Raw genomic sequence first — 8,855 nt, forward strand, 5'->3', positions numbered from 1 at the left:
AGGTTTTGAAACAAATGGCTTCAACACAGAAATCTGAATCCGCACTGGTTTCCAAGGTGTGGAATATAGCTAATGTTTTAGCTGCTTCAGGGGTCGGATTCACCGATTATATTACACAATTAACATACATCCTTTTTTTGAAGATGGATGATGAAAAAGAGAAATTAGGTCTACAAAGTTATCTTCCTGCTGGATATAAATGGGGGGAGCTCACGACATTAACAGGTACAGATCTTGTTGAAAAATATGAAGATATTCTGAAGGAATTATCTAGTAGCAAAGGACTTGTTGGAACCATTTTTACAAAAGCTACTAATAAAATTAATAAACCTGTTATGTTAAAAAAAGTCATCGACATGGTTAGTGAAGATGATTGGTACATGATGGAAGGCGATCTGAAGGGGGCAATATACGAGAAAATTTTGGAAAAAAATGGGCAGGATAAAAAAAGTGGAGCTGGACAATACTTCACCCCAAGAGCCCTTATTTCTGCAATTGTTGATGTTGTAGATCCTAAAATTGACGAGACTGTTGCAGATCCTTGTTGCGGTACAGCTGGCTTTCTTTTATCCGCTTATGAGCACATGAAAAAGCAGAGCAAAGATGTAGAAAAGCAAAGGTTTTTGAAAAATAATGCATTTTATGGTGCCGACAATACAGACCTAGTTGTTACTCTTGCTTCAATGAATCTCTATCTTCATGATATCGGTGTCAATAAAAGCCCTATTAGGCTTTGTGACTCTCTGACTGATAAAACGGATGATATGTATAAGGTCGTTATGACTAACCCTCCTTTTGGTACAAGACCTCAGGGGAGTGTGGACGTATCGGCTAATAGACCTGAATTTATTAAGACATCAGATAATCAGGTTAATTTTCTTCAACATATTATGTCTATCGTCAAGACAGGCGGACGTGTGGGGGTAGTCTTACCGGATAGTATATTAACAGACGGTGAGTCAACTAAGAAAGTGCGCGATAAGTTAATGAAAGATTTTAATTTGCATACGATTCTGAGATTACCTACCGGTATCTTTTATGCCAATGGCGTAAAGACTAATGTTTTATTCTTCGATAAAGGTGAACCGACTAAAGATATTTGGGTGTACGATTATCGAACAGGCGTCAAGCACACGTTGGTTAATAAACCGATGACTAGAGAACATTTGCAGGATTTTGTTGATTGCTATTGTTCTGGGCATATATGTGACCGAAAAGAAACGTATGATGCTGAAAAGAACCCGAACGGAAGGTGGCGTAAATTTTCTGAATCAGAAGTCAAAGCTAGGGAAGATTTGAACTTTAAGTGGCTTGATTTTACAGAGGATGATGATCGAACTGTTAATGAAATGCTGAGTGAAATACAGAGTAAAGTTAACGGAATGAATGAAGCGGTTGCTCAGTTAAAAGAACTTTTAAAAGGAATTGAAGATTGATGGATACTAAAGTACTAAAACAGAAGATCCTTGATCTTGCTATTAGAGGAAAACTTGTACCTCAAGATCCGAATGATGAACCGGCATCCGTTTTATTAGAAAAAATCCGAGCTGAGAAGCAGCAGATGGTGAAGGATGGTATGCTGAAGTCCAAGGATCTTAAGAATGATACTATTATCTTTGTTGGTGAAGATAATTTGCATTATGAGAAGTTCAGCGATGGAACTATCAAATGCCTGAAAGATGAAACAAAATTTTTTAAAATTCCAAAATCTTGGAGTTTTGTAAGGATTAGGGATATTGCATCGGTTAAAGGAGGAAAAAGGATACCAAAGGGAAAAGAATTCAGTGCGGTTCCCACTCCTCACGCCTATATTCGCGTAACAAATATGAAAAATCGCACAATAACTACAAGCGATTTGAAATACATATCAGATGAGATTTATGAAACAATACGGAATTATACAATTTCTAAAACTGATTTGTATTTAACTATAGCTGGAACCATTGGTCTTGTAGGTGAAGTTCCTGATTTGTTGGATGGGATGAACTTAACAGAGAATGCTGTCAAAGTTACACCTTTCAGCATAAATAAAACGTTCTTGTGTTTTTGTTTATTATCATGTTTTGTACAAAATCAATTTCAAGATAAAACACATCAAGTAGCACAACCAAAATTAGCAATTGAACGTATTTTAAACACGATAATTCCTTTACCCCCACTTAACGAACAAACACTAATTACTAATTCCGTAAAGACTGCTTTTGATCTTGTTGACTGCGTTGAAAAACAAAATATAGCATTAGGTGAGATTATAACTAAAACTAAATCCAAAATTCTTGATCTCGCTATTCGAGGTAAGCTAGTTCCTCAAGATCCTAATGATGAGCCTGTCTCTGTTCTTTTAGAACGCATACATCAAGAAAAAGAAGGACTCATTAAAGCCGGCAAACTCAAGCGTGATAAACGAGAATCAGTCATCTTCCGTGGTGAGGATAACTCTTATTATGAGAAGTTCAGCGACGGGACTGTTGAATGTATTAGAAAAGAAATACCTTTTGCAATACCTGAAAATTGGAATTGGGTAAGGCTAAAAAATATTTGTTATAACATATATGCTGGTGGAGATAAGCCCTCAGATTTTGTTAAAGAAAAAGATGCTGAACATTCTATACCTGTAGTCGCCAATGGTACTACAAATGAAGGTATAATGGGTTTTACAAAAACATCAACAGCGAAAGCAAATACAATTACTATTGCTGGCAGAGGGACAATAGGTTTTCCCGTTTATAGAAATTATGAGTATTGTCCCATCGTGAGATTACTTGTCATTAATCAATGTAATTTGATTAATCCTCTTTTTCTCTATTACTATTTGTATGCTCGTAGGCTTGATAGTGTTGGTTCAAGCATACCTCAACTAACAGTTCCAATGGTTAAGCCCAAACTCATTCCTTTGCCACCTTTAAAAGAACAACAAACCATAGTGAATCGGATAATTGAATTATTATCCGTTATAGAAAGTATTGATGCTAATCTTATGTAAGAAAAGTTTCCATATAATTAAGCACATTCATAATCTTCTGGATAGTACTAACAATTCTATTTTGCTCTTCTAACGGAGGCAACGGAAAAGGAATTCGCAGTACATCTTCTCTTGCAATTCCTGGGATAATACCATTCACGGACGATTTTAATTGAGTTACATATGATCTTAAAAAAAGTTGTATGTAACTCTTGTTCACACCATAAGAAGAACGAATGGCCATTATTTGTCTAGCAATGTGCACTTTTTCTTCTCTTAAGGTTGCAATATGGCCAACTGTTCCCTTACAGGTTAATAACAGATCTCCTGCAAGAGCTATAGATTTAGGTGTTTTTGTCCATCTATTTATGATGACCTTACCACAATCGATGTTACTAGCTCCGGTAATGTAAGGAATACCTTCACCGTTTGCATTGTAGCTATCTTTTGATAAATCTTGCCCAGATATAAGTTCGATGATGTTTTCAAACCGTACCCAAGTCCAAGATTTAGGAATATCAACTATATTTTTATTTTTAATAAGCGTAATAGAACCGTCGCTAAACTTCTCATAATAAGAGTTATCCTCACCACGGAATATAACAGATTCTCGTTTATCTCGTTTGAGTTTACCTGCCTTGATGAGTTCTTCCTTTTCGTGTCGTATGCGTTCGAGTAGCTTTGAAGCTGGTTCATCATTAGGATCTTGAGAGACAAGCTTACCACGAATTGCAAGATCTAGAATTTTTGATTTACATTTTAAGAGTAAAGATTTTAGATCTGTTTGCTGCGATTCAATGATATTTGAATACAACTGAAGATTTTTGATCGATTTAATGATTAATTCCTGCTCATTAATTGGAGGAACAGGGATAAGCAATTCTTTCAAAGAAGAACCATTGCAATTTGGCTGACCAACACCAACAGACTTATCTGTAATTTGATTCCAATAACACTTGCTGTTAAAAAAATCATATACATAATCTCGTGATAGCTTTCCAATTAAGCGAATTCGAATAAGATATGAAGCGTATACAGAATCGAAAGGAAGCTCTTTAATAAGAAAAGACTTTCCGACTGTTGCCCCCGTTCTCGCAAAGACAATATCTCCGGTCATAAGTCTGTATTGTTCTGGACTTTGTAGAGTCGTAAAAGGTACTTTATCCCATTCAACTTTTCCATCTTGAATATCAGTTATGCGGAGCAATCTATGAGAACCGCTATTTTCCGCAGAATTACTTACACCGTACTGGATATCTGAACACAGTGAACTTAAACGACTCCAACGCCATCCGTTCGGTAAGGTGAATGGAATTATATCTTCAATGCAAGTAATAGAACCGTCGCTGAACTTCTCATAATGCAAATTAGCGGTACAAGAGAAAGGACAAAACTCATTTTCAATAACGATTTCTATCAACATTTCACAGAAAATAATTATGATATGTGATATGTTGTCACGAATTTGCAAATTTAACGTTATTTAGCCTTTATTATCCCTACAGTATTTGGTTATGAGTTTTTTATGCGACTATGATAATTTCATTTGTAAATGTTGATTTGCAATAATAAGTTCGATGCACAGTTTAAAGGAGAGCTATAGATGACAGCACAGTTTAAATGGGTGGAGTTTTATACAGAATTTGCTACAAAGCTATTGGTATACAAAAACGACAGAACATCCTTAATAGAACTTCTTCAAAAAGTATATTCGTGCATTGGTATGAAACTTCCCACGTTAGATAGTTATCCTGTACCACATGACATAGATCCTTTTACAATATTTGGGTTATTTAATAAGGGGATCACTGATGCTAACCGAATTAGCATACTGAATGGAATCAAGAGTGTGTTTGAAATATCAGCTGACATACCTAATGATTTTTCAGGCATTCCTGTATTGAATAATATGATGGCTACTTTTTATGCTTTTGAAGGTGATAATCGTCGCAAGAGTGATGATATTAACAACCTATGGGGAATTTTTGAATGCGCGATCAGACTAGCCGAAAATGATTCTGAACAAAATAGAGTAGCATTTTCATCTGCATATAATAAAGTGAAGCTACAGTTTGCAGTTCGCTGGAATTTAACAATGGGGTTGTATTGGATTCGTCCCTATAATTTCATTAATCTTGATGCGAGAAATAGGGAGTTTATGAGTAACCCAGATAATACATCTCTCAGCGTTGCAGAAGAAGTACAAGCACTTAAATCAGTACCTTCTGCAGAGAAGTATCTTGATATTTGTGATAAATGTTTGTTGGCTATTAGATCTGGAAAATATGGGTATTCTTCATTTCCTGAACTTTCTTACAAAGCGTGGGGCGTTTCTGTTGAAAATAGTCTGGTTAAATCAGGAAGGTCAAATGCTGCCTTCTTAAGATGGTTTGGACCAGTTATTCAGGCTTTGCGTGATTTAGGTGGTTCTGCTACTCCTGTAGACGCTAGAAAGAAAATTATTGAAAACGAAAACCTTTCAGATGATGAGGTAAATGCTACTAGAGGAAAGACGCACGTCAATAAATTTGAGAATGAAGTAGGTTTTGCCAAAAGCTATCTGGTTAAAGCAGGGTATATCGATAATAAGGTATATGGCATATGGACGTTGACGGATAAAGGTCAGAATGTTGAGATCACAGATGAACTTGCATCCGAAATATTTAAGAATGGGGTGGCAGATAAAGAACCTTTTGGCAGTGGCGATGGTGATGCCGATAGAGGTATAAAAACAACACATTATTGGTTATATTCTCCTGGAGAAGGGGCCGAAATTTGGAAAGATTGTTGTGATAATGGAATAATGGCCATCGGTTGGGATGAAATTGGAGATTTGAATCAATATAAGTCTAAGGCTGAAATGAAGGAGGCAATGAAGGAGTTTATAGATTCTAAGAAACCTTTTACTATGGCGGCTCACGCAACTTGGCAGTTTGTAAATGATATGAAACCTGGGGATGTTGTTTTTGCCAAAAAAGGAAGAAGCACTGTCATAGGCCGCGGTATTGTTCTTTCTGATTATGAGTTTGATGATTCTCGTAATTACACTAAAAATGTGCGTACTGTAAATTGGACTCACAAAGGGGAATGGCCACATCCAGGACAGGCAGCAATGAAAACTCTTACTGATATTACCGCATATACTGATTATGTTGAAGAGTTGAAAGCTCTGTTTGAGGATGATGAAATTGATCCTGATGAGGAGACTTCTGTGGTTAGACCTGCCTACGGCAAGGATGATTTTATCAATGAAGTTTATATTGATGAAGCAAGCTACGACACGTTGGTTGGACTTGTCCTTAACAAGAAAAATGTAATACTTCAAGGAGCTCCAGGTGTAGGGAAAACTTTTATAGCTAAGCGGTTAGCTTATTCTATAATGGGAGAGAAGGAGCCAAATCGCGTCATGATGGTGCAGTTCCATCAAAGCTATTCATATGAAGATTTCATCATGGGATTTCGACCTTCAGAGAAAGGTTTTGAACTTAAAAAAGGAACATTTTACAATTTTTGCAAAAAAGCAGAGATTGATAGTGATAACAAATACTTCTTCATAATTGATGAAATCAATCGCGGTAATTTAAGTAAGATTTTTGGGGAGCTGTTTATGCTCATCGAGAATGATAAGCGTGGTGTTGAGATTCAACTCCTTTATTCGGATGAGAAGTTCTTGGTGCCCAAAAATGTTTATATTATTGGTATGATGAATACTGCGGATAGAAGTTTGGCAATGCTAGATTATGCACTGCGTCGTAGATTTGCTTTCTACGAGATAAAACCCGGTTTTAGCACAGATGGTTTTCGGAAGTATTGTAGTTGTTTGTCTAATGCAAAGTTCGATAAATTAATTCAGTGCGTCAAAGATTTAAACGAGTCTATTTCAATGGATGAGTCTCTAGGTGAAGGTTTCTGTATAGGACATAGCTATTTTTGTAATCTAAAAGAGATTAGAGAACAAACTTTGTCCGAGATTGTTGAATTTGAACTCATTCCATTACTAAAGGAGTATTGGTTCGATGATTCTGTCAAAGTGAAAACATGGGCTGAAAACTTGAGGAATGCAATAAAGTGATCCGCATACAGAACATTTATTACATGCTGGCCTATGCGTTTCAAGTGTTGAATGAACAAGGGTACAAGAAAATTGCTACACAGAATTTTGAAAATGCTACAGAACTTTGTGCAGCAATTCTTGCCCAAGGTCTCAGTTCTCAGATAAAACGAGGTCTTGGTAAAGAATACATACCTCATACAGAGGAGTTGTCATTTATCCGAGGGAAAATTGATATCGCCGAAACCATTAAAACGATGGCGCTTCAACGTAAGCATATAGTATGTTCTTACGATGAATTCTCTGTTAATTCGTATATGAATAGGATCATCAAGTCTACTGTTTTGATTCTGCTCCGTGCTGATATAACAAAAGCACGTAAAAAGGAATTACGAAAGTTGATGGTGTATTTCGGAGATGTGGAGGTCATAGACTTACACTCGGTTGATTGGAATGTGCATTATAATCGCAATAATCAGACCTACCGGATGTTGATATCCATATGTTATCTTATCGTAAAGGGACTATTACAAACTCAAAAAGATGGCTCGGAAAAGCTTATGGATTTTATAGATGAACAACGGATGCATCGGCTTTATGAGAAGTTTATTTTGGAATATTACCGTAAGAAATATCCACAGTTATCAGCTAACGCCTCACAAATTCCGTGGCAGCTAGATGATGGCATATGTGCAATGTTACCGATTATGCAGACCGATATAATGCTTTCTTACAAAGAAAAAACGTTAATCATAGATGCGAAATATTATGCGCATTCAACTCAAGTTCAGTATGACAAGCATACGCTCCATTCAGGAAATTTGTACCAAATTTTTACATACGTGAAAAATAAGGCTACTGAGCTAAATAAGGCTACAGAGCCAGAGGGACAAGTACACAAAGTGTCAGGAATGCTTTTATATGCTAAGACCGATGAAGAAATTTATCCTGATAATGAGTATCGTATGAGTGGAAATAAGATCAGTGTTCGAACGCTCGATCTGAACTGTGATTTTTCAGAAATAGCCACACAACTGAATAAAATAGTAACTGATCATTTTAATCTATAAGAATTGTTGTTCTTCATGTTTTTGTATGGAAGATGGCAGAGATACGGTATATCGAACAAGCATTGAAAAATAGGTGAAGAAAGAACATTTAAGCAGTTCCATACATATTTAAATTTTTTCTTTATTTTTCAATTATTTAGATGGTGTGGGGCATATAATTGAACCGTGGAGAAAAAGTAACACGACTGTAAGTTATTTGTCTTGTATTTTGGCTGCGGTCGAATTTATTTTGTTTCTGCAATCCCTTATATATCAACGTTTTACACCAGTTTTTACTACATTTTAGGTTCGTATCAAAAACCACGTAGGATTAGAATTGCAAGGTGGTTACAGTAATGTAATAGCTGAAAGAAGCAATAGTGAAATCCCGAACTGACGTACAGGAATCACTTCAGGCAGGCAGAGTGGATAAGAGTGCAAAATAACTCGAAGTCCGATAGCCAGACGGAAACTCTGAATGTAAAGGTGGCAGTGGTGGGAGGAAAGATGTAGGGCTTACCCGAGGAGATCCTGTCAGCTCATTAATGGGTAGTAACAACGAATGGCAGGAAGTCAGCAGAGGCCGTAGTAGCGAGGAGTATGCGTGTGAAGGGCCGAACAAAACGAGTGTGAAAATTTAAGGAACGCAGCCAGAGTCCAGAAAACAAGGCATAAGACATAAGCGACGGCCGGCCTGCAGGGAAAGATAGCACGGAATGTGAAGGATACCTCAGGGGTGAGATGATGACGGTGAGCGATATAGAGATATGAGTAGCATAAACTTCGAACCGAT

5 protein-coding genes are annotated in these 8,855 nt (G+C 36.7%); 4 read left to right on the plus strand and 1 reads right to left on the minus strand.

The window, feature by feature from the left end; genetic code table 11:
- Positions 1-14: 14 nt before the first annotated feature.
- Together F557_RS0112515 and F557_RS21370 are read left to right on the plus strand one after the other, a co-directional pair.
- Positions 15-1,436: a type I restriction-modification system subunit M gene (locus F557_RS0112515; RefSeq protein WP_019002566.1), complete on the plus strand. Its 1,422-nt coding sequence runs from the start codon at positions 15-17 to the stop codon at positions 1,434-1,436.
- Positions 1,436-2,983, plus strand: coding sequence for a restriction endonuclease subunit S (locus tag F557_RS21370; protein WP_019002567.1), 1,548 nt, complete (start codon positions 1,436-1,438; stop codon positions 2,981-2,983). The genes F557_RS0112515 and F557_RS21370 overlap by 1 nt, the downstream gene beginning before the upstream one ends.
- Here the strand turns inward: F557_RS21370 and F557_RS19870 are convergent.
- The gene (locus F557_RS19870; protein WP_084761637.1) at positions 2,976-4,433 is read right to left on the minus strand and encodes a restriction endonuclease subunit S; all 1,458 of its coding nucleotides are present in this window, start codon (positions 4,431-4,433) and stop codon (positions 2,976-2,978) included. The two genes, F557_RS21370 and F557_RS19870, sit on opposite strands and share 8 nt — an antisense overlap.
- Positions 4,434-4,565: 132 nt before the next feature.
- Between F557_RS19870 and F557_RS0112530 the strand changes: the two genes are divergently transcribed.
- Both F557_RS0112530 and mcrC read left to right on the plus strand, forming a co-directional pair.
- Positions 4,566-7,034 carry an AAA family ATPase gene (locus F557_RS0112530; protein ID WP_019002569.1) on the plus strand — a complete coding sequence of 823 codons (2,469 nt, stop codon included), beginning with the start codon at positions 4,566-4,568 and terminating at the stop codon, positions 7,032-7,034.
- A 23-nt stretch (positions 7,035-7,057) separates the two neighbouring features.
- Positions 7,058-8,083, plus strand: coding sequence for a 5-methylcytosine-specific restriction endonuclease system specificity protein McrC (gene mcrC / locus F557_RS0112535; RefSeq protein ID WP_245539406.1), 1,026 nt, complete (start codon positions 7,058-7,060; stop codon positions 8,081-8,083).
- Positions 8,084-8,855 lie beyond the last annotated feature (772 nt).

The sequence above is a fragment of the Succinimonas amylolytica DSM 2873 genome (assembly GCF_000378405.1).
GTDB lineage: Bacteria > Pseudomonadota > Gammaproteobacteria > Enterobacterales > Succinivibrionaceae > Succinimonas > Succinimonas amylolytica.